The organism is Pantoea sp. SS70, assembly GCF_029866845.1.
GTDB classification, from domain to species: domain Bacteria; phylum Pseudomonadota; class Gammaproteobacteria; order Enterobacterales; family Enterobacteriaceae; genus Pantoea; species Pantoea leporis.
In genome coordinates this window covers 2,071,139-2,092,518 of the sequence record NZ_CP117199.1, presented here as the reverse complement: position 1 = coordinate 2,092,518, position 21,380 = coordinate 2,071,139, and the positions used below count along the sequence as shown (strand labels likewise).

The window sequence follows — 21,380 nt, the reverse complement described above, 5'->3', positions numbered from 1 at the left end:
TATGCTGGTCAAAACCGCCTTGCTGTTTTTTATCACTGCGATAGCGGAAATTGTTGGCTGTTTCCTGCCGTGGCTGTGGTTGAAGAAGGGCATGACGGCGTGGCTGCTGGTGCCAGCCGCGGCAAGTCTGGCGCTGTTTGTCTGGTTGTTGACGTTGCATCCCGCCGCGAGCGGGCGCGTTTATGCGGCCTATGGCGGCGTATATGTGCTGACGGCGCTAATCTGGCTGCGCGTGGTGGATGGCGTAAAACTGAGTACGTGGGATTGGGTCGGCGCGCTGGTCGCCTTGAGCGGCATGTTGATTATCGTAACCGGTTGGGGCCGCGCGTAATCATCGGCCACACCGGCGTGCGAGATCAGGGGAAACATCCCGATGCGGTCGTCGCGGCAAAAGCCGCCGGAGCGCCTCATAGGATGGTCGCCCCGGGTATTTCGATCAAACAGCGTGTAACCGCGATTAACCTTTATGCACCTTCAGTCCCGCGGTGGTTTGCGTCACCGGCATAATCTCCAGCGTATTGATGTTGACGTGCTTCGGCAGCGTCGTCACCCAATAGACCGCTTCGGTGACATCTTCCGCCGTCAGCGCGGTGGTGCCTTCATAAACCTGGCCCGCTTTATCGTCATCGCCCTTGAAGCGCACGTTTGAGAACTCGGTGCCGCCCACCAAACCTGGCTCGATATCGGTCACGCGCAGCGCGGTGCCGTGCAGGTCGGTACGCAGATTCAGGCTGAACTGGCGCACGAACGCTTTGGTCGCGCCATACACGTTGCCACCCAAATAAGGCCAGCTACCGGCAATCGAACCGATATTCACGATATGACCAACATTGCGTTCAACCATTGCCGGCAGCACCGCACGCGTCATGTACACCAAACCTTTGTTGTTGGTGTCGATCATATTTTCCCAGTCTTCGATATTGGCTTTGTGCGCCGGTTCCACACCCAACGCCAGGCCAGCATTGTTAACCAGCACATCAATATTGCGCCATTCAGCGGGCAGGGAGGCGATCGCTTCATCGATGGCGGCGCGATTACGCACGTCCAGCTGAACGGTATACAGATTGTCGCCCAACTCATCTTTCAGCTCTTTTAAACGCTCAGCGCGACGTCCGCTGGCGATCACTTTGTGACCTGTAGCAATGAAGCGGCGGGTGATACTTTGACCAAAACCAGCAGTTGCGCCAGTAACAAAAATAATCATCTCACTGTTCCTTATACGATTTCAGGTTATCAGCCACACCTTAGCATTAACCTCGAACCCATGCTCATGAAAACCCAAAGCAGCGTGTTGCAGGATTTTTCCTGCACATTACGAGTGCAATGGCGCACCACAAAGACGCATCTCAACAGGCGATAATCACGCCATGCGCAGTAAAACTCGCCGCAATGTTAAATCGCAACCGTTTGCGATAGCAGGCAACCGGTTGCGCATACGTTTGCTCGTCAAGCTTGACACAAAAACGCATCAGAACAACCTATTATATTGAAAGTAAAAAGTATTTTTTGTTCTTTGCATTGGCATGCGCTTTGCAATCTATCTTTAAGGCAATCACCTGCACTCATAAAAAAGCACCAAGGAACCATTATGCCTTACGCACCCGAAACGCTGCTGCGCGCCAGCTTCTTTGATTTCACCGCTCTGGCCGCGCAGCCAGACGACATCGCTGCCAATGCGCGCTATCTCGAAGATGGCTTATTAACGCTGCGTGACGGCAAAGTGGTCAGCCTGGAAAGCTGGCAAATCGCGGAAGGGCGCGTTGATCCCACTCGCGTCATCGATCTGCGCGGTAAACTGATCGTGCCCGGCTTTATCGATACCCATATTCATTACCCGCAAACCGAGATGATCGGCGCCTTTGGCGAACAGCTGCTGGAGTGGCTCAACCAATATACCTTCCCGGTGGAGAGCCAATATCACTGTCCCGATCACGCGGCAAAAATGTCGGCGTTCTTCCTGCACCAGCTGCTGTCGAACGGCACCACCACCGCGCTGGTGTTCGGCACCGTGCATAAGCAGTCGGTCGACTCGCTGTTCAGCGCCGCGCAGCAGCTGGATATGCGGCTGATCGCGGGCAAAGTGATGATGGATCGCAACGCGCCTGAATACCTGACCGAAACGCCGGAAGAGAGTTATCAGCATACGCGTGAACTGATTGAGCGCTGGCATCAGCGCGGTCGCCTGAGCTATGCGCTCACCCCGCGCTTTGCACCGACCTCGTCGCCGGAATTGCTGGATAAAGTGCGTCAGCTGCGCGAGGAGTTTCCTGATGTCTGGATGCACACGCACCTAAGTGAAAATCCGCAGGAGATCGCCTGGGTAAAAGCGCTATTCCCGGAGCGCGCAGGCTATCTTGATGTTTATCATCATCACCAACTTACCGGCAAACGCAGCGTGTTCGCGCACTGCCTGCATCTGGAAGATCAAGAGTGGCAATGCCTGCATGACACCGATTCATCAATTGCCTTCTGCCCGACCTCAAACCTGTTCCTCGGCAGCGGATTATTCAACATCAAACGCTGCTGGCAGCAGGGCGTGCGCATGGGCATTGGCACCGACGTTGGCGCAGGCACCACCTTTAATCTGCTGCAAACGCTGGGCGAAGCCTACAAAGTCGGCCAGCTACAGCAATACAAACTCAGCGCTTGCGAAGCGTTTTATCACGCCACCTTAGGCGGCGCGCACGCGCTCGATCTGGATGACGTTATCGGCAACTTCAATCCCGGCAAAGAGGCCGATTTCGTGGTACTCGATGCGGCGGTGTCGCCGCTGCAGAAGCTGCGCAATGCCAACAGCAAAGACATCTGGGAGCGGCTGTTTGTAATGATGACGCTTGGCGACGACCGCAACATCGCGCAAACCTGGGTGAGCGGCAAACCGGTTTGGCAGCGCGAAAGTGAGGAGCAAATCGCATGATCCAGTTCTTACTCAACGATCGTTTAATCACCGAATGCGAGCTTGATCCCAATCTCACCGTGCTTAACTACCTGCGCGGCCAGCAGCAGCGTCGCGGTACCAAAGAGGGCTGCGCGTCTGGCGATTGCGGTGCCTGCACCGTCACGCTCGGTAAAGTCGTCGATGGGCAGATGCAGTATCAGGCGGTGAACAGCTGTTTGACGCTGGTCAGCAGCCTGCAAGGCAAGCAATTGATTACCGTGGAAGATCTCAAGCAGGGCCGCGAACTGCACAGCGTGCAGCAAGCGATGGTGGATTGCCACGGCTCGCAATGCGGCTACTGCACGCCGGGTTTCGTGATGTCGCTGTTTACTCTGCAGAAAAACAGCGCTGGCTGGGATCGTCATCAGGCGGAACAGGCGCTGGCGGGTAATTTATGCCGTTGCACCGGCTATCGTCCGATCATGGATGCGGCGCAGCAGGCGTGTGAACAACCTGATGCGGATGCCTTCCGTGCTAATGCACCCGCGCTAGTGCAGCGTTTACAGGCGCTCAGCAACAATGAAGTACAGATCATCGAAGCCGCGGGCAGCCGCTGCTACCTGCCGAAAACAGTAGCGCAACTCGCCGAGCTCTATCAGCAATATCCTGAAGCCCGTCTGGTGGCTGGCGGTACCGATCTGACACTGCAAATCACTCAGCAATATCAGCGCTTGCCGCTGCTGATCGCGCTGGAGCAGATTGATGAGTTGAAGGTCTGCCACGAAGATGAAACGCATCTTTATCTCGGTGCTGCCGCCTCATTGCAGCATTGCTATCAGTTTTTAGCACAGCACATTCCAGCGTTTAGCAGCATGCTGGAGCGTTTTGCCTCATTGCAAATTCGTAATCAGGGCACGCTCGGCGGCAACATTAGTAACGCATCGCCGATTGGTGATTGCGCGCCGATGCTGCTGGCTTTAAATGCGCATCTGGTTTTGCAGCAGGGTGAAAAGAGGCGAGAAGTCCCGCTCGATCAATTCTTTACCGCCTATCGCCAAACGGTCTTGCTGCCGGGTGAATTCATTCGCAGCATCACCATCGCTAAAGTGACGGTGTCACCCAACTTTGCGGCGTGGAAAGTGGCTAAACGGCTGGATGATGATATTTCCGCAGTTTTCGCCGCTATCAATCTGCACATCGCGGAAGGGGTAATTGTGGAAGCGCGGCTCGCCTTTGGTGGTATGGCCGCCACGCCGAAACGCGCGCTGGCGGCTGAAGCACAACTGCTGGGCCAGCCGCTGCATCTCAGCGCCATCGAAAAAGCCTGCGCCGCGCTAAGTGTGGATTTCCAGCCACTAAGCGACTTCCGCGCCAGCGCCGATTATCGCCTGCAGGTGGCGCGCAATCTGTTGCGCCGCTACTACGCACAAGCGTCTGGCGAGCTGACCATTACTGAGGTATCGCGCTATGTCTCATAACCGTCCGGAACTGAACGAAACGCTGCTGAAAGCCCAGTTTGCCACCGACATGCAAACGGGCGTCGGGCGCAGCAATAAACATGAAAGTGCCGACAAGCATGTCTCCGGTGAAGCGCTGTATATCGACGACAAGCCGGATCTGCCGGGATTGCTGCATCTCTGTCCGCGTCTGAGCGAGCATGCGCATGCGCGCATCACCAAACTGGATGTGCAGCCATGTTACGCGGTGCCGGGCGTAGTCAGCGTGCTGACGTGGCGCGATGTGCCGGGCCTCAACGATGTCGGTCCGCTCGAACCGGGCGATCCGCTGCTGGCGCAGGACACAATCGAATATTTCGGTCAAATCGTCATTGCCGTCGCCGCTGATTCACCGGAAGCGGCGCGTGCCGGCGCCGCAGCGGCGATTGTTGAGTACGAAGCGCTACCGGCCGTCCTCGACGTGCGTGAAGCGCTGGAACAGCGTTTCTTTGTACAGCAACCGCACATTCACCAACGCGGTGATGCTGACGCTGCGCTGGCGCGGGCGTCACGCCGTATTCAGGGCGAATTTCACATCGGCGGTCAGGAACATTTCTATCTGGAAACCCAGACGGCGCTGGTGATCCCCGGCGAAGATGACAGCTTGCAGGTGTTCTCCTCGACGCAAAATCCCACCGAAGTGCAGAAGCTGGTGGCGGAAGTGATGGGCATCACCATGAACAAAGTCACCATTGATATGCGGCGCATGGGCGGTGGCTTTGGCGGCAAAGAGACGCAGGCGGCAGGCGTGGCGTGTTTGTGTGCCATCGCCGCGCGTCAGCTGCGTAAACCGGTAAAAATGCGTCTGGCGCGCCGCGACGATATGAAGATCACCGGCAAACGCCATCCGTTTTTTGTCCGCTACGATGTCGGCGTCGATGACAATGGTCGCTTCTGCGGCGTGAAGATCGATCTGGCCGGCAACTGCGGTTATTCACTCGATCTCAGCGGATCGATTGTCGATCGTGCGATGTTCCACGCCGATAACGCGTATTACCTCGGCGATGCACTGATTACCGGCTATCGCTGCCGCACACATACCGCCTCGAACACCGCGTACCGTGGCTTCGGCGGGCCGCAAGGCATGGTGGCGATTGAGCAGATCATGGATCACGTTGCGCGCGAAGTAGGAGTAGATCCGCTCGAACTGCGCAAACGTAACTATTACGGCAAAACCGATCGCAACATCACCCATTACCACCAGCAGGTGGAAGACAATCTGCTGGATGAGATGACGGAGCAATTAGAAACCAGCAGCGAATACGCCGCGCGGCGTCGTGACATCAGCGCATTTAACGCCAGCAACCGTTTTATGAAACGCGGACTGGCGCTGACGCCAGTGAAATTCGGCATCTCATTTACCTCCAGCTTCCTCAATCAGGCCGGCGCGCTGATTTTGATTTACACCGATGGCACGGTGCAGCTCAATCACGGCGGCACCGAAATGGGCCAGGGCTTAAACACCAAAGTGGCGCAGATTGTGGCGGAAGTGCTGCAGATTGATATCAGCCAGATTCAGGTGACCGCCACCGATACCGGCAAAGTGCCCAACACCTCGCCAACCGCAGCGTCCAGCGGGGCCGATCTCAACGGCAAAGCGGCGCAAAATGCCGCACAAATCCTGCGCGATCGCCTTACCGAGATGCTGTGTCAGCAACATCAATGCGCGGCAGACGCGGTGCATTTCAGCAACGGTATCGTGCGCGTCGGCGAGAAGCACTTCACCTTCGCCCAGGTTGCACAGCAAGCGTGGCTTAATCAGGTGCCGCTTTCTGCCACCGGTTTCTACAAAGTGCCGGGCATCCATTACGATCGCGCCGCCGGACGCGGCAAACCGTTCTATTACTTCTCCTACGGCGCGGCCTGCTGTGAAGTGCTGGTGGATACGCTGACTGGCGAATACCGCTTGCTGCGCGCCGACATTTTGCATGACGTGGGCGCGTCGCTGAATCCGGCCATTGATATCGGCCAGGTTGAGGGCGGTTTTGTGCAGGGCATGGGCTGGCTCACCTGCGAAGAACTGGTGTGGAACGACAAGGGCAAATTGCTCACCGATGGCCCGGCCAGCTACAAAATCCCGGCGATCAGTGATGTGCCCAGTGATTTGCGCGTCACGCTGGTTGAGAACCGCAAAAACCCGCAGGACACGGTGTTCCACTCCAAAGCCGTCGGCGAACCGCCGTTCATGTTGGGCATCGCCGTGTGGTGCGCATTGCAGGATGCGGTTGCCAGCGTTGATAACTATCGTCGCCATCCGCAGCTGGACGCACCCGCCACGCCGGAGCGAGTATTCTGGGGGATTCAGCGCTTATCAGGAGCGGACCATGATTTATCATGACTGGATCAGCGTGTTGCACAGCCTGCGGGAAAAACGCGAAAGCTGCGTACTGATTACCGTGCTCAGCGAGCGGGGCTCCGTGCCGCGCGATCGCGGTAGCAAAATGGTGGTCAGCGCCACTGACACTTTTCTCACCATTGGCGGCGGCCATCTCGAATATCAATGCATTGCTCAGGCGCGAGAGATGCTGCAGCAGCGCTGCACTCAACCGCGCAGTGAAGAGTTTGCGCTGGCTGCACGTCTCGGCCAATGCTGCGGTGGTCACGCCACTTTGCTGTTTGAACCGCTGATGCAGCAGCAGCCGGAAATCCAGGTGTACGGTGCAGGTCACGTTGGCCAGGCGCTGGTAAATCTGCTTGCCACTTTGCCGTGCCGCATCACGTGGATTGACAGCCGCGCCGCGCAGTTTCGCGCCGTGCCGCCCGGCGTGACGGTGCGTCAGGTTGAGGATCCGATTGACTGCGTGCAGGAAGCCGCGCCCGACAGCTATTTTGTGGTGATGACGCACGATCATCCACTCGATCTGGCGCTCAGCGAAGCGATCTTGCGCCGGGGCGATTTTCGCTATGCCGGTGTGATTGGTTCTGCCACTAAAGCCCAGCGCTTTCGCTATCGCTTAGAGGGCAAAGGCATTGCGGCAGATTCCCTCACACGTTTGCGCTGCCCGATTGGTTTGGCGGATGTGAAGGGCAAGTTACCGGCGGAAATTGCCGTCGCGGTGGCGGGAGAAATCATCAGCGTTTATCAGCAGCAGGCGATAAGTTGTTGAGTGACGAGGAAACTGCCAGGATAGAACCATCCCGCCGCCACCGTGCGGCGTTGCTGATTATCAGGAGCGATAATGAATTCACGAGCTAATCCGTTTTTCACCGCCAGCACCTTGCCGTATCAAACCCCGCCATTTGACCAGATTCAGGAAGAGGATTTTCTGCCGGCGCTGGAGGCGGGGATTGAAGAGAAACGGCGCGAAGTGGCGGCGATCGCCAGCAATCCTGACGCGCCAACCTTTGCCAACACCTTTGAGGCGCTGGAGCGTAGCGGCCAGTTGCTGAAGCGCGTGAATCTGGTGTTTGGTGCCATGACTTCCGCCAACACCAGCGATCGCCTGCAGGAAATCGATGAACTGATTACCCCGCAACTCACCGCGCTCAATGATGAAATCTACCTGAACAGCCAGCTGTTTGCTCGCCTCGATACCGTTTACCAGCATCGCGGTTCGCAGTGCCCGGATGCCGAAGCGATGCGTCTGGCGGAAGTCACCTGGCAGCATTTCCAGCTGGCCGGTGCCAGCCTGAACGAAGCGGATAAATCCCAGCTGCGCGCCTGCAATCAGGAGCTGGCGAGCCTCAGCACCCGCTTCGGCAATAAGTTGCTGGCGGCCACCAAAGCCGGTGCTTACGTGGTGAGCAATGTTGCGGCGCTGGCCGGATTAAGTGAGGAAGAGTTGGCGCATGCCAAAGCGGCGGCCGAAGCACGCGGCTTGCACGGCGAATGGCTGATTGCGCTGCAAAACACCACGCAGCAACCGGCGCTGCAGGTGCTGGAAGTGCGCGCCACGCGTGAAGCGCTGTTCCAGCAGGCGCTAACACGCAGCGAGCAGGGCGATGATAACGACACGCGCGACATCGTGTTACGCATGGCACAACTGCGCGCGCAGCAGGCGAGTTTGCTCGGCTTCAAAACCTATGCCGAATGGAGCATGCAGGATCAGATGGCGAAAACGCCGGAGGCGGCTTTTGCCTTTATGCGCAATATTGTCCCTGCCGCGCGGGCCCGCGCGAAACGCGAAGCCGCCGACATTCAGCAGGCCATTGAAGCCGCGCATCACCGTTTTCCGCTGCGCGCCTGGGACTGGAGTTTTTATGCCGAGCAGGTGCGTAAAGCCCAATACGCGCTGGATGAGAGCCAAATCCGCCCGTACTTTGAGCTGAATAACGTGCTGGAAAAAGGTGTATTCTGGTCGGCCAGCCAGCTGTTTGGCATTCGCTTTAGCCAGCGCCACGATCTGCCGGTTTATCATCCGGACGTTAACGTCTACGAGATTTTCGATGCCGACGACACGCCGCTGGCGCTGTTCTACACCGATTTCTTTAAGCGTGATAACAAAAGCGGCGGCGCGTGGATGAGTAATTTCGTCGACCAAACCACGCTGCTCGGCACCAAACCGGTGATCTACAACGTGTGCAATTACACCAAGCCGCAGGCAGGCCAGCCGGCGCTGCTGAGCTGGGATGAAGTGATCACGCTGTTCCACGAGTTTGGTCATGCGCTGCACGGTTTGTTCGCCACGCAACGCTATCCGAGCTTGTCGGGTACCGCCACGCCGCGCGACTTTGTCGAGTTCCCGTCGCAGATTAATGAGCATTGGGCCAGCAACGAAGCGGTGTTTGCCAACTATGCGCGCCATTACAAAACCGGAGAGGCGATGCCGGCTGAGCTGCGTGACAAGATGGTGCGCGCCGCGAAGTTCAACAAAGGCTACGACATGACCGAGCTGCTGGCCGCCGCGCTGCTGGATCTGCAGTGGCATTCACTGACCACGCACGACAATCCGCAGGACGTCAGCCACTTCGAGCTGCAGGCGCTGGCCGCCGAAAACATTGCGCTGCCGACGGTTCCGCCCCGTTATCGCTCCAGCTATTTCCGCCATATCTGGGGCGGCGGCTATGCAGCCGGTTATTACGCCTATATCTGGACGCAGATGCTCGCCGATGATGGCTATCAAGCCTTTGTCGAACGTGGTGGATTAACACGTGAAAACGGTCAGCAGTTCCGCGAACATATTCTGTCACGCGGTAACAGCACCGATTTGCAGCATCTGTGGCTGGCGTGGCGCGGCAAAGAGCCGGAGATCGGCCCTATGCTGAAAAATCGTGGATTAGAGTCGTAGAACCGCCATTGATGGCGACCTGGTTCAACCCAGCGGACCGCCTTCAATGGTATCGCACATGCCGGCAAGCACGCGCTCGCCGGTTTCGTTTTTCAAATCTGCATACCACGCCGCCGTCACTTCCGCGTCTTTAGCGTGGGTCACATCGCAGCGCTTACGGGCTTTCAACACCAAATCTTTGGTGCGATCCACACGACGGGCTTCATAGCGCAACAACGCATCCTCAATCCCTAAAGAGTGTGACGCCAGCGTCTGCGCCAGCACCACCGCATCTTCCATCGCCGCACAACCGCCTTGCCCGATATCCGGCGTGGTGCTGTGTGCGGCATCGCCCAGCAACGCCACGCGACCTTTTACAAAACGGCTAAACGGTTCGATGTCGTGGATTTCCACACGGTTGGTGGTTTCCGGATTGAGGCGTTCAATCAGACGCTGCACCGGTTCGGCCCAGCCGCTGAAGTAGCCTTTGAGATCATTTTTCAACGTTGCGCGATCTTCCGGCAAGCCTTTTGGCAGCGGAACATCAAAGAAGAAGTAGAAGCGGTTATCGCTAACCGGCATCAGCGACACGCGTTTGCCTTCACCGACAAAAGTGGTCCATTGATCGGCGGGCGCAATCGCTTCATCAATCGTCACCAGGCCGTTCCAGTTGACGTAACCGGCGTAACGACGTTCCACGCTTTCACCCAGCACATAGTGGCGGATCACCGAGTGCGTACCATCGGCGGCAATCATAAAATCACCTTCGGCCTGGCTACCGTCATCAAACCATGCGGTGACGCCATGCTCGGTTTGCTCAACCTGCGTGACGCGTTTACCAAAGCTAATGCGCGAACGTCCGTAGGTATCGATCAGCATCGCCTGCAATTCGGCGCGCGCCACCGGATAGGGATATTCCCCCACCTGCTGCACCAGCGGTTTCATGCTGAAGCGGGTGAGCGTGCTGCCGCTGTGCGCATCGTTGTAGGCCATAAACGCCATGTTGCCGCCCAGTGCGCGCAGCGGCTCTTTCATGCCCAACGCGTTGAGACATTTCACGCCGTTGGGCCAGATAGAGATCGCCGCACCCACCGGCTTCATCTCTTTCACTGCTTCAAACACCGCGGTGTCAAAACCCGCTTTCTCCAGCGCAATCGCAGCACTCATACCGCCAATGCCCGCGCCAATCACAATCGCTTTCATATCCATCTCCTTTGCTATGCATTGAAGACTGCAACTTTTGTACCAGGTTGGAGGGTTGGCCGAATGGAGGCTAACTCATTGATTTAAAATCAACGAAGCAGCATCTGATCTTGCCGCTCTGCACTACAGTGGCGCACGCCCATGCACTGCAGCAGAGCAGCTTCTGTGAAAGAGTGAATCGATTGTTTCAGCATGGTAATTGGCCCCTCAGCAGCCATACTCATTACACCCGTTCTGCGAGGACTCAATCATGAAATGGATAATGGCTTTTACCTTGCTGTTCAGCGCCAGCGTGCTGGCACAACCGCAATGGCAGCCGGAGCGAAAAGCACCGGTGGTGCAGCTGACGCCGATTGCCGCGAAGTGCGATGTTTCAGCCTGTCAGCAAAACTGCTATGTGCAGCAATCACAGTGTAAAAATGACAATAACGGCGGCTGCGGCTCGCTGGCACAAATTTGCGTACAAAACTGTGCCAGTCAGTGTCGTTAAATGAAATAAATCTGTCATAACCGAGTGCTAGCGTGTTTCCCCGGCAAGGTAATATTTTGATAACAGGGGAAAATAATGAAAACCCGCTTCACACTGATTGCATCGGTTATTCTGCTGGCACAGCAGGCACATGCGGTTTCACTGCCCGATGCGGCCGCGCTGGCAGGCTTAACCTCCACCGGTTCCACCTCCGCTTATAGCGATCTCGAACAGCAATCGCTGCAGGCTGAACGTCAGGCGCTGCAAGGTGACAGCAGCACGTTGACGCGCGAGCAACTGGAAAAAGTCAAACAGACCGCGAAACAAGCTGATACGCAGTGGCTGAAAAACAGCGGCTACGATTTCAAAATGAAAGAGAACCAGCAGGCCGGAATTGCTCTGCTTTCGGGCTTTAGCACGTTGCCCGCCAGCGTACTTGATGCCAGCCAGGCCACCGTCACCCACATCAACCTGAACGCCACGCAAAATGTGCGTCATCAGGCCCTGGCCGATGCAGAAGCCATCAGCTATCTCTATTTCCTCTCTGATGCGCTTGGTCCGCGCCTTGGCAAAGCCTTCCTCGCCGCTTACGACAAAGGTGAGATCGGCAAAGCCGCCGCGCTGATCAAAGCAAGTGAAGTCAGCGCCAGCGCGGCGAAAAAGCACTTTAACTATCCGCGACCGTTCCTGCGCGCGGGCAACAGCATTCATCTGGTGCCGGACGATGTGGTGGTCAAAGACAACGTGCGTTACACCGCCGACGGCGGCTCTTTCCCGAGCGGCCATACCAACACCGGTTATACCGATGCCTTGTTGTTAGCCGAAATGGTGCCGGAACGTTTTGAAGCATTGGTGACGCGCGGCGCACGCTACGGTTATTCGCGTTTAGTGTTGGGCGTGCATTACCCGCTGGATGTGATGGGTTCGCGCATGGTAGCGCAGCGCAACGTGGCGAATTATCTCAATGATGCGCGCTATCAGGCACTGTTTAGCGAAGCGCGCGATCAGCTGCGTGCTGCGCTGGAAAAAGAGTGCGGCACGTCGCTGGCAGAGTGTGCGCGCAGCAATGGCAAGGACGATCCGTATCGCTCACCGGCGATGAAGCAGTTCTATCGTTTCACCATGAGTTATAACCTGCCAAAAGCCAATGTGCAGAACGCGCCTGTTAAAGTCCCGCAGGGCGCGGAGATCCTGCTGAAAACCGCGTTGCCGCAGCTGTCTGATGCGCAGATTCGTAGCCTGATGGTGAAAAGCGCGCTGCCAAACGGTTATCCGCTGTCTGGCAACAGTGCGGATCAGTCATTCTGGCAACGTGTCGATTTAACGGCGGCTTTTGCTTTAGCGAAACCGGCGCGTTGATGGGTCTCTCGCCATGAATGGCTATCCTGCGTAAGCCTTTTCATCCTTTAATCCGACGATCAAGCGCGAAGGGCGATGACGTGGCTTGTGCAAATAGGGCTGAGGCGGCGGGATGGTCGGGATTGAGAATGGCGTTGTCTTCGCCGGTCAAAATGCTGGGTACCGTTAACAGCAAAGGAAAGCCGCCTTGCACATCGAGGAACGCAGCGCCAATCGCCTGTGTCTCTTCCTGCTGCTGATACTTTTGCCAATCGTCGGGCAGTTTATTGCTGTCCAGCGCCATGATTTCGCTCTCAGGGATCGGCAGAGTAAAAATCACAAAGCGGCTCTTCTCCAGCATCGCTTTACCGGCATGCACCACCAGTTCCAGCGTGGCGAGCGCCTTTGAACTGCTGAGATACACCGTCTTAATACCGGGCGGATTCCAGCGTCCGCCCCATTTTTCAGCGCCAGCGCCGCTAAATGCCTCGCTGGCGTACTCTTCTTTCACGAGTCGATAAAACAGCCGATAGGGAGCATCCGGTTCCTTCCGTTGCGTCATTACACAATTACTCCGTGTTCCAGGCGACCAATCAGCGTTAACACCGCATCACAACCCGCAGGCGTGCTCAGCATCTCCATCGGCAATGCATCATCCAGTGCCAACGCAGGTTGATACATCCAGTGCATGGCAGCGTCAACGTCACCGGCAAATAATTGCAATACGGCATCCAGAATTTCGAACACCTGATACACGCGCGCACCTTGCTCCACCGAAAGTTGCGATCCGGCTTTCTCGCGGCGGCGATAGGTATTGCGATCGATAGAGACCATCTGGGCCACATCCAGCGGCGTTGCTTTCAGCACCGTGGCCGCGCGTTCAACGATGCCGACATCCAGACCTTCGGTGATCAACTGGTGCGCTTTCAGCGGATTACGCGGTAAGCCCATTTGATCCATAAACGATTGCTGAGCGTGCTGGATCAGCGTGGGATCGAAGACGCGTGCGGCATTGCCGTGATTGAATGGGGATGCAGTTGTCATAACAACCTCCTGAACAATGTTCATTTGAACATTTTGATAGCTCAAGTGTACATCACTGCGCAGGGGTTGTCATTTTTTATACGACCTTAAAACTAATGCATTGTTAATAAACAATAATCAACTGGCTTCCTGCCACATCTCGCGCATCGCCAGCTCCAGCTTTTTAAACACCCGATAACGTACGTCGTGAAACGCAACGCGATCCGCTCGCGGCAACAATTCGCCGGGATTGATCTGCACCGCCTGCTGCGCGGCCTCGGCAAGATTGCGCCACGCGCCGACGCCCACACCGGCACACAAGGCGGCGCCCAGCGCGCCGGTCTCTTTGCACTCCGCCACGCGAATCGGTATGCCTAACACGTCAGCAAACATCTGCGGCCAGATGCAACTGCGCGCCGCGCCGCCCGACAAAATGGCCTGCGTAAAAGGGATGCCTGCCGCACGCAAGCGATCAATATGCGCCCGATGGGCAAAGGTCACGCCTTCAAACAGCGCAAACAGCATATCGGCGCGCGTATGCCAGCCGCCTAAGCCATAAAACCCGGCCTTGGCCGGTTCCGATTTGCGTCCGGAATAAAGATAAGGATGATAGAGCGGTAGCTGGGCATTGGGTTGCACGTGCGCCACGCTATCGCTGCTGCGCGCCGCGCCCTGACCGCCGCGACCATCGTCAAATTCGCGCAGGAACCAGTCGAGATTCGCCGCCGAGGTGGCGCTGGCCTCAATCGCCATATAACGGTCGGACTCAATAATGGAGTTCATAAATACCGGGCGCAGATAATCGGGTTTATCTACCACCACCTGATTGATGCTCCACGTACCGGCGACAATTGAGGCTTCACCGCTGTTCACCACGCCAGAACCCACGGCGCTGGCCACCACATCAAATATGCCCGCCACCACCGGAATGCCCGCCGGTAATCCGGTGAGTTGGGATGCACGTTCTGTGACATAACCAACCACCTCGCAGGATTCACGCAGTTCGGGCAGCAGGGCGAGCGCCTCTTCGATGTCGTACAGCGCCATCAATTCACGGCTGTAGCTGCGCGCACGATAATCAATTAAGCCGGCACCGGCGGCATCTGAAAAATCAGCGCTAATCGCACCGCTGAGAAAATGGGCGATAACGTCTTTCGCCAGCAATAAATGTCCGATTTGCGCCCAGCGCTCGGGTTGATGTTGCTTAATCCAGCTGATCAATACCGGTGTTGCCGCAGGCCAGGGTTTTTGCAGCGAAATCTGGTAGATGCGCTTATCCGCGCCGCTCATTTCCAGCGCGTGCACCTTGTCACAAGCTCGATGATCGATAGATTGAATACCAAACAGCGGCTGCTGATGCTTATCCAGCGCGTACAAACCGTTGCCGTGACCGGCCGCGCCAACCGCAATCACATCACTGGCGGGCGTCTCCGCCTGCTGCAGACAACGGCTCACCGCATCGCTGACGCCATGCCAGATATCCGCCACCGGCCGTTCGGCGTAGCCTTCCTGCGGACGATGGGTTTCTCCCGCGCACTCGGCCACCGACAATACGCGACCGCTGAGATCAAACAGCACCGCTTTGATCATGGTGTTTCCGGCATCAATACCGACAATCTTCATATCCGACTCCGTGCAACTGGCGAAGACGGCGCACCGCTTAAGCGCCGGTGCAGGTAAGGCTCAACCCTGCTGATAGATTTCCAGGGCGTCCGCGCCGCTGGCGCCCTGATGAATAATCGCCATCAGCGCTTTCACCACGCGTGACGGATTATCGTGTTGATAAACATTGCGGCCATACACCATCCCGCTGGCACCTTGCGCCATCAGCGCAGCACTTTTCGTCAGCACGCCAGCCAGTTCACCTTTGCCGCCGCCGCGCACCAGCGTGGGACAGCGCGCCGCTTCCACCACGCGATGAAAATCTTCCACGTTCTCAGTGGGATCGGCTTTGATGATATCGGCACCTAACTCACGCGCCAGCCGCACCAGCGGCACAATTTTCTCGACATCGCCGAGTGAGCCGTAAGCCGCGCCTTGTCCGGCGGGGGCCATCACCAGCGGCTCAATCATCAGCGGCATGGCGTAGCGATCGCAAGCCTGGCGCAAGCGGCCAATATTTTCGACGCACATGCGGAAAATGCCCGGTTCATCCGGGATCAGATAGAGATTCACTACCACTGCGGCGGCGTCCATCTGCAACGCGGCAAGAATCGGTTCATCCGGATTGTGCAGCACCGCCCACATTTCCCGGTGACGCGCCGCGTTGTAGGCATTGCCCACATCGGTGCGCATCACCAGCGCCGGTTTGCGTCCCGCCACACGCTGCAGCAGATCGGCCTGACCATAGTTGACCTGAATCGCATCCGGCTGCGCGGCGATCAGGTTATCCATCACGCCCTCAATATTCTCCAGTCCGATGAGAAAATCAGGCTCGTTGGCGATACCGTGATCAATGGCGACATCCAGACATTTACCGTGCTGAAACAGACGCTGCATGCGCACTTTATTGGTTACTAACATGTCGTGTTTCCTCCTGAAAAACCGTGGGGTAAAGGCCGGTAAGCCCGTGCAACCGTGCCAAATTGGCGCAGCCGCGCTGCAGCTGCTGCGTGCGTTCGCTATCACTCCAGCCGAGCGTCGCGGCCATGATCTGCGCGATCTCCTGCACCAGCGGCGCGCTAAGTTCACCGCAAATCGCCAGCGAGGTGCGGCGCACCAGCAAATCCTCCAGCTGACAAACCTGCTCGTGCTCAATCAGATACCGCAATTCGACATCGCTGTAGGCGGCGTGATGCTGCAACATTTGCTCGCCGTGCTGCTGGATCAGCGCCAGCAGCGGCAGGGCGCGGCTGCCGTAACGTTTGGCGAGTTGCATCACGCGCGGTAGCGGCACGCCATAACGCTGCGCCAGTTGCGCCAGCCACGCGGTTTGTCCTGAAGGTTTGGGGAAATCACGTCCGCCGCCAATCGGCACATCACCGCTGGAGACCTGCCGTTTTTCGCCGAGCAGCCGCAGCACGCGATCTGCCGCCTCTTCACCAAACTGGCGGAAAGTGGTCCATTTGCCGCCGACTAAACAGAGCGTGCTCCAGGCGCGATTGGCGTCAGCTGGCAACACCACTAACGAGTGATTGCGCGAGATTTGGCCGTTGAGTTTAGCCTCGCTGGCGGGCAGCGGACGTACGCCGCAGAAGGTGTAAACGATGGCGGAATCCGCCACCTCGATATGCGGGAAGACGAAGCGCAGTGACTCCAGGATATAACTCTTTTCCTCCTCTTCGCACACCACTGCATCGGGATCGTCCACGCGGATATCGGTGGAACCCACCAGCACCTTGCCAAACCACGGAAACATGATGCAGACGCGGCCTTCCTGGTTTTCGAAATAGACCATTTCGCCGTCCAGCATCTGCAGCAATTCAGGATGATCGAGGATCAGATGCGAACCTTTGGTGCCGCCAATCAGCTTTGGCAGATCGCGGTTGGAGGTGATGCGTTGGTTAAGCTGGTCGATCCATGCGCCACCGGCATTCACCAGCACATGCGGTTGCAGGCTAAATCGCTCACCGCTCAACGCATCCTGCAAAATAACCGTTTCGCCCTCGGCGCTGACCAGCTGCAGATAATTGAGCGCCAGCGCCTCTGGACAGGCTTTTTCGGCATCATCAATCAGCTCAAATCCCAGCCGCTCGGGCGCGCTGATCCAGGCATCGTAATAGCTGGCGCTGTATTTCACCCAGGGCGCGAATCCTGGCCAGCGGTCACGCGTGGCGGCTTCATTGCGCACCTGATGCTTCGGCATCGATCCATATTGGCGGGTGTAAATGTCATACAGGCTAAGCCCGGTTTTGATCAGCAACGCCCCGCGCCGCGTCGGTTTATCGCTCAGGCGTAGAAAACGGCGGGTAGCATTCACTAAGCCGCCAGCGAGATTATCGATCGGCACCGTGGTGCGTAGGGGGAAAACATAGTGCGACGCATTTTTCAGCAGGCGATCGCGCTCGGTGACCGACTCTTTGACCAGCGTGAATTCACCGGTTTCCAGATACCGCAAACCGCCATGAATCATGCGCGACAGCGCACCGCTGGCGGCCTGACACCAGTCGCCTTTTTCCACCAGAATCGCCGGAATGCCCTGTAACGCCAGCTCACGAAACGTACTGATACCGTTGATGCCGCCGCCGACAATCAACACCGGTGTCGATGAACGCAGGCGCAGGGCGCTCAGACGTTGTTCGCGGGTTTTAATGTTATCCATGAGATGCTCCTCGGCTCAGGGCCAATTCCAGTACGCCTGCCGCAGTCGATTCATCAGTGACCATGCCTTTCAGCCACTGACCGTGCAGCACGCAGTCAATCGGGTCCACTTTGTCACGACCAGCCACCACCGCCATTGAGAAGGGAATGCGTTGCAGTTCAGGCAACGTCAGGCCAACCAAACGCCGGTTGGCATCGAACGGAGCCGGTTGGCCGTTAGCATCCAGCAGCCAGGCTAACAGTTCACTGCGCGCACCGCTGGTTTCAATGCTGGAGGAAGCATGGCGCGCCGAGAGGTTAAGATCGTAGTAGCTGGAGTTGTCGCTATGAATTGATCCTAAACCCACTACCGCTAACGTGGCGTTACGCGCTTTATCCAGCACCTGGTCGACGGCGCTAATGCCCATCAGCATGTCGCGTTCATCGGCAGAATCAGTAAAAAGCGGGGCGTGAATCTGCCATGCGTGTCCGCCAAGACGCGCCGCCATTTCCGAGGCCACATGATTGACGTCGGTGTAATGTTTGCCTTGCACGCAGCCCAGCGCGGGTACCACTTGAACATCGTATTTACGTGAGGGTTGTAATGCTTCAACCAGCGCACTTACACCTTTGCCACCAGTAATAGCAATGACATCGCCATCCTTTAAGCGTGATAACAAATATTCTGCCGCCGCTGCGCCGACCATTTGCAGACTATGATCCTCACTGCGTGCAACGTTCGGCGCCACCACCACCTGTTGCAACTGACCGAGGGCAGCCAGATCGCTCTCCAGTTGATGTGCTGAAAGCCAAGGGGATTTGATGGTGATTTCCACCATGCCGCTCTCCTTGCCCTGACGTATCAGACGATTAACACTGGCAACCGATAAGCCGGTTTCAACCGCAATCTCCGACTGTTTCTTGCCATCGAGGTAATACATCACCAGAACTTGGTAAATCTGACGCGCGCTATGAAACGCAGGGTGCTCATTAGCGAATTCCATGGGCGATAATTCCTTATGCAGCACGGTATTTATTCAGTAAGTGATCGATTGAGACGGCGGCCAGTAAAATCAAACCTTTAATCAACTCCTGCCAGTAAACGGAGACGTTGATTAATATTAGCGAGCTGGTGACGATCGACAGCAATGCAACACCAAGCACCGCGCCAAGAATTGAGCCAGTGCCACCTTTCAGACTCGCGCCGCCAATGACCGCCGCTGCAATGACATTCAGTTCCATACCGACACCAAAGGTTGGCGTTGCAGAGCCAAGACGTGCCATATAAATAATGCCGGCGAGTCCTGCCAGCGTAGAGGTCAGTACTGTGACCCACAATTTGATGCGATTAATGTTGATGCCGGAATAGGCGGCGGCACGTTCATTACTGCCGGTGTAGAACACTTTGCGAAATAACGTGGCTTTACGCAGCAAGAAGTCGAACAGTGCGACCAGCACGAAGAACAGCAGGATAACGAACGGAACGCCCCACAGAGCGCCCTGGCCGATAAATTTGAAACTCACGGGCAGGGTAAATAATGATAGCGGCGTTCCCTGAGTGACGATCATACACAGGCCGCGCACGATAACCATCGCCGCCAGCGAAGCGATAAAGTGACTGAGGCCGATTTTTGTTACCGTCAGCCCCATTAAAAAGCCAGTCAGCGCCGCCGCCGCAATGCCGCCTACGCCAGCCAGCCAGGGATCCACGCCGCTAAGAAATAGCTGCCCAGCGACCACCATTGAAAGACAAACCACTGCGCCAACCGAAAGGTCGATACCGCCAACTATTAGCAGAATAGTCATGCCAATCACCACAATGCCTTCAATTGAAAACGACAGTAGCATCGCCTTCATGTTGGCCCAGGTGAGAAAGTAGGGGGAAGTGAAACTCATCACCATGAAGATCAGTGCAATGATCGCAATCAGTCCCACTTCGCGCTGTTTGTGAATGCCGCCAAAAAGAGACCAACGCGATTTTTGCAGTGTAGGCAAGGTGGTATTCATTGTCATACAGCCTCCGCTTCTGGAATGATGCCAGCCGCTAGCCGCATCAGGTTCTCTTCATTCATTGCCTCACCGGTCACTTCTCCGCTCATGCGCCCTTCATGAATCACGATGATGCGATCACACAGGCCAATGAGTTCCGGTAACTCTGATGAAATCACGATTAAACCCACACCGCTGGCCGCCAGTTTGGCGAGGATACTGTAGATCTCAGCCTTGGCGCTGACATCCACGCCACGTGTTGGTTCGTCAAGAAATACAATTTCCGGCTGTACCGATAATACGCGTGCTAGCGCGACTTTCTGCTGATTCCCACCTGATAGCGACGACACCGGATCGCTTAATTTGGCAAGCTTGAGTTTCACTTGCTTTGCCAGCGCCTCTGCCTGCTGACGCTCAAGCTGCGGACTGATCAACAAACGATGATGACTGACTGCGTTGACATCCAGAGCCGAAATGTTCCATTCGATCGGCATCGTTAAAAAAAGTCCGGCATCTTTGCGATCCTCCGACAAATAGACCATGCGCAGCGCAATACTCGCGGCGTAATCCCTCAATGTCACAGCTTTGCTCTTGATACGGATTGCGCCACGTTTGATGGGCAGTAAACCGCAGATACCCTGCGCAATTTCGCTGCGTCCTGCCCCCATCAAACCGCCAATGCCAAGGATTTCGCCGGGACGCAAATCAAAATTGATATCGTGGAAGTGTTTGCCATCGCCAAGCTCACGCACTTCAAGCAATGGTGAAGCGGCGCTAACTGGGCGTTTATCAGGATAGAGTTGCGACAGTTCTCGTCCGACCAAACGTGTAATCACTTCATCGGGCGTCATGTTTTGCAGCGATGAACTGTGTACCGTAAGGCCATCGCGCAGAATGGTGACGTGCTGGCATAGCGCAAAAATCTCTGCCATGCGATGGCTGATATAGACCACTGAAATACCTTGCGCCTGCAACTGGCGCACAATCGTAAACAGCGTTTGAGCCTCTGGTTCGGTTAGCGCGGCGGTGGGTTCATCCAGAATGAGCAGGCGACAATCCAGCGTCAGCGCTTTGGCGATCTCCACCAGTTGCTGCTGAGAGAGAGAAAGTTCACCCACTTTTTTAGTCACCGCTATCGGCGCGAGTCGATTCATCACCTGCTGCGCTTTTTCACGTAGTATTTTATGCGGCATGAGCACGCCGCGCTGGCCAGCGGCATGCGCCATCCAAATGTTTTCATAAATGCTGATATCAGGACAAAGAGCAATTTCCTGATGTACCAGACCAATGCCAAGACTCTGTGCTTCACGTGGTGAGCGAATGGTCACGGCCTTGCCACAAAGCAATATCTCGCCACCATCTGGACGCAAAATGCCATCAATAATGTTCATCAACGTTGATTTTCCAGCGCCATTCTCTCCGGCCAGCGCATGAATTTCTCCCGCGCGGAGGGTGAGATCTACCCCCTGTAAAGCCCGTACCGCGCCAAAACTTTTAGTGATGCCACGTAATTCCAATAGTGCTGTCATAATCGTCGC

General features: G+C 56.5%; 18 protein-coding genes. 8 read left to right on the top strand and 10 right to left on the bottom strand.

The window, feature by feature from the left end; all coding sequences use genetic code 11:
* Position 1 precedes the first annotated feature (1 nt).
* Positions 2–331, top strand: coding sequence for a YnfA family protein (locus PO881_RS09750; RefSeq protein WP_192233901.1), 330 nt, complete (start codon positions 2–4; stop codon positions 329–331).
* A 126-nt stretch (positions 332–457) separates the two neighbouring features.
* Here the strand turns inward: PO881_RS09750 and ydfG are convergent, their stop codons facing one another.
* A complete protein-coding gene (gene ydfG, locus PO881_RS09745) occupies positions 458–1,204 on the bottom strand; it encodes a bifunctional NADP-dependent 3-hydroxy acid dehydrogenase/3-hydroxypropionate dehydrogenase YdfG (RefSeq protein ID WP_101764358.1) in 747 nt (248 codons plus the stop codon).
* Positions 1,205–1,588: 384 nt separating this feature from the next.
* Between ydfG and guaD the strand changes: the two genes are divergently transcribed.
* The 5 genes from guaD to dcp all read left to right on the top strand — a co-directional run bounded on the left by guaD (position 1,589) and on the right by dcp (position 9,602).
* The gene (gene guaD, locus PO881_RS09740; RefSeq protein ID WP_280172856.1) at positions 1,589–2,917 is read left to right on the top strand and encodes a guanine deaminase; all 1,329 of its coding nucleotides are present in this window, start codon (positions 1,589–1,591) and stop codon (positions 2,915–2,917) included.
* Positions 2,914–4,356, top strand: coding sequence for a xanthine dehydrogenase small subunit (xdhA, locus tag PO881_RS09735; protein WP_280172855.1), 1,443 nt, complete (start codon positions 2,914–2,916; stop codon positions 4,354–4,356). The genes guaD and xdhA overlap by 4 nt, the downstream gene beginning before the upstream one ends.
* Positions 4,346–6,712 carry a xanthine dehydrogenase molybdopterin binding subunit gene (xdhB, locus tag PO881_RS09730; RefSeq protein ID WP_280172854.1) on the top strand — a complete coding sequence of 789 codons (2,367 nt, stop codon included), beginning with the start codon at positions 4,346–4,348 and terminating at the stop codon, positions 6,710–6,712. Before xdhA ends, xdhB begins: the two co-directional genes overlap by 11 nt.
* Positions 6,699–7,481 (top strand): xanthine dehydrogenase accessory protein XdhC, encoded by a 783-nt coding sequence (xdhC, locus tag PO881_RS09725; RefSeq protein ID WP_280172853.1) that lies wholly within the window; start codon positions 6,699–6,701, stop codon positions 7,479–7,481. Before xdhB ends, xdhC begins: the two co-directional genes overlap by 14 nt.
* A 72-nt stretch (positions 7,482–7,553) precedes the next feature.
* On the top strand, positions 7,554–9,602 hold the full coding sequence (gene dcp / locus PO881_RS09720; protein WP_280172852.1) for a peptidyl-dipeptidase Dcp: 2,049 nt from the start codon (positions 7,554–7,556) through the stop codon (positions 9,600–9,602).
* Between the two features lie 24 nt (positions 9,603–9,626).
* Here dcp and hpxO read toward each other — a convergent pair whose 3' ends face one another.
* Positions 9,627–10,784 carry an FAD-dependent urate hydroxylase HpxO gene (hpxO, locus tag PO881_RS09715; RefSeq protein WP_280172851.1) on the bottom strand — a complete coding sequence of 386 codons (1,158 nt, stop codon included), beginning with the start codon at positions 10,782–10,784 and terminating at the stop codon, positions 9,627–9,629.
* 250 nt (positions 10,785–11,034) lie between these two features.
* Here hpxO and PO881_RS09710 point away from each other — a divergent pair, with 250 nt between their 5' ends.
* Entirely contained in the window at positions 11,035–11,274 is a 240-nt protein-coding gene (locus tag PO881_RS09710) for a hypothetical protein (protein WP_101764365.1), read from the top strand.
* A 75-nt stretch (positions 11,275–11,349) separates the two neighbouring features.
* The gene (locus PO881_RS09705; protein ID WP_192411813.1) at positions 11,350–12,612 is read left to right on the top strand and encodes a phosphatase PAP2 family protein; all 1,263 of its coding nucleotides are present in this window, start codon (positions 11,350–11,352) and stop codon (positions 12,610–12,612) included.
* Positions 12,613–12,652: 40 nt separating this feature from the next.
* Here PO881_RS09705 and PO881_RS09700 read toward each other — a convergent pair whose 3' ends face one another.
* The 8 genes from PO881_RS09700 to PO881_RS09665 form a co-directional block, all read right to left on the bottom strand.
* Positions 12,653–13,153: an RES family NAD+ phosphorylase gene (locus PO881_RS09700; RefSeq protein ID WP_192411814.1), complete on the bottom strand. Its 501-nt coding sequence runs from the start codon at positions 13,151–13,153 to the stop codon at positions 12,653–12,655.
* Positions 13,153–13,635 carry an antitoxin Xre/MbcA/ParS toxin-binding domain-containing protein gene (locus tag PO881_RS09695; RefSeq protein ID WP_154193487.1) on the bottom strand — a complete coding sequence of 161 codons (483 nt, stop codon included), beginning with the start codon at positions 13,633–13,635 and terminating at the stop codon, positions 13,153–13,155. Before PO881_RS09695 ends, PO881_RS09700 begins: the two co-directional genes overlap by 1 nt.
* Before the next feature lie 117 nt (positions 13,636–13,752).
* Positions 13,753–15,237, bottom strand: coding sequence for an FGGY-family carbohydrate kinase (locus PO881_RS09690; protein WP_280172850.1), 1,485 nt, complete (start codon positions 15,235–15,237; stop codon positions 13,753–13,755).
* Positions 15,238–15,297: 60 nt separating this feature from the next.
* Positions 15,298–16,137 (bottom strand): aldolase, encoded by an 840-nt coding sequence (locus PO881_RS09685; RefSeq protein WP_192411816.1) that lies wholly within the window; start codon positions 16,135–16,137, stop codon positions 15,298–15,300.
* Positions 16,121–17,875, bottom strand: coding sequence for a glycerol-3-phosphate dehydrogenase/oxidase (locus tag PO881_RS09680; RefSeq protein ID WP_192411817.1), 1,755 nt, complete (start codon positions 17,873–17,875; stop codon positions 16,121–16,123). Before PO881_RS09680 ends, PO881_RS09685 begins: the two co-directional genes overlap by 17 nt.
* Positions 17,868–18,857, bottom strand: coding sequence for a sugar-binding transcriptional regulator (locus PO881_RS09675; RefSeq protein WP_101764372.1), 990 nt, complete (start codon positions 18,855–18,857; stop codon positions 17,868–17,870). The genes PO881_RS09680 and PO881_RS09675 overlap by 8 nt, the downstream gene beginning before the upstream one ends.
* A gap of 13 nt (positions 18,858–18,870) precedes the next feature.
* Positions 18,871–19,866: an ABC transporter permease gene (locus PO881_RS09670; protein ID WP_192411819.1), complete on the bottom strand. Its 996-nt coding sequence runs from the start codon at positions 19,864–19,866 to the stop codon at positions 18,871–18,873.
* Entirely contained in the window at positions 19,863–21,371 is a 1,509-nt protein-coding gene (locus tag PO881_RS09665; RefSeq protein ID WP_280172849.1) for a sugar ABC transporter ATP-binding protein, read from the bottom strand. The genes PO881_RS09670 and PO881_RS09665 overlap by 4 nt, the downstream gene beginning before the upstream one ends.
* Between the last annotated feature and the right edge of the window lie 9 nt (positions 21,372–21,380).